This window comes from Micromonospora fiedleri (assembly GCF_016774385.1).
In the GTDB taxonomy this organism is placed as follows: domain Bacteria; phylum Actinomycetota; class Actinomycetes; order Mycobacteriales; family Micromonosporaceae; genus Micromonospora; species Micromonospora gifhornensis.
Genome location: NZ_JAETXL010000112.1, coordinates 1 through 444, shown reverse-complemented (window position 1 = coordinate 444; position 444 = coordinate 1). Strand labels below are relative to the sequence as shown.

Below are 444 nucleotides of genomic sequence, written 5' to 3'. Positions count from 1 at the left end.
CTCCCCGGAGCCCGGCGACGCCCCTCCCCCCGCCGGTTCGGCCCACGGGCGGTGAACTGGCCCGCCGATTGCGTCGGACCCGGGTGATTGGATGTGCGAAACGCGAATGGGGGCACGGTGGGACGCAACGCGATCATCTTCCACGGGACCGGCGGTAGCCCGGACAACTGCTGGTATCCCTGGCTGGCCGGGCGGCTCGCCGCCCGGGGCTACGCCGTCGAGGTGCCGCACCACCCGGGCATCAACGTCGAGCCGATCACCATGTTCCTGCCGAAGGTGCTGGGCAGCCAGACCTTCGACGAGGACACCGTCCTGGTCGGTCACTCAGGCGGACCGGCCCTGCTGCTCGCGCTCCTGCAACACCTGGAGGTGACCCACGCCCAGGCGATCCTGGTCGGCGGCTGCTCTACCCCACCCAACCACGGGGACGGACCAGTACCGCAA

The 444-nt window shown here is 70.7% G+C and carries 1 pseudogene; it reads left to right on the top strand.

The window, feature by feature from the left end:
- Positions 1 to 117 precede the first annotated feature (117 nt).
- Positions 118 to 444, top strand: a pseudogene (locus tag JMF97_RS30875) (alpha/beta hydrolase); the annotation flags it as partial.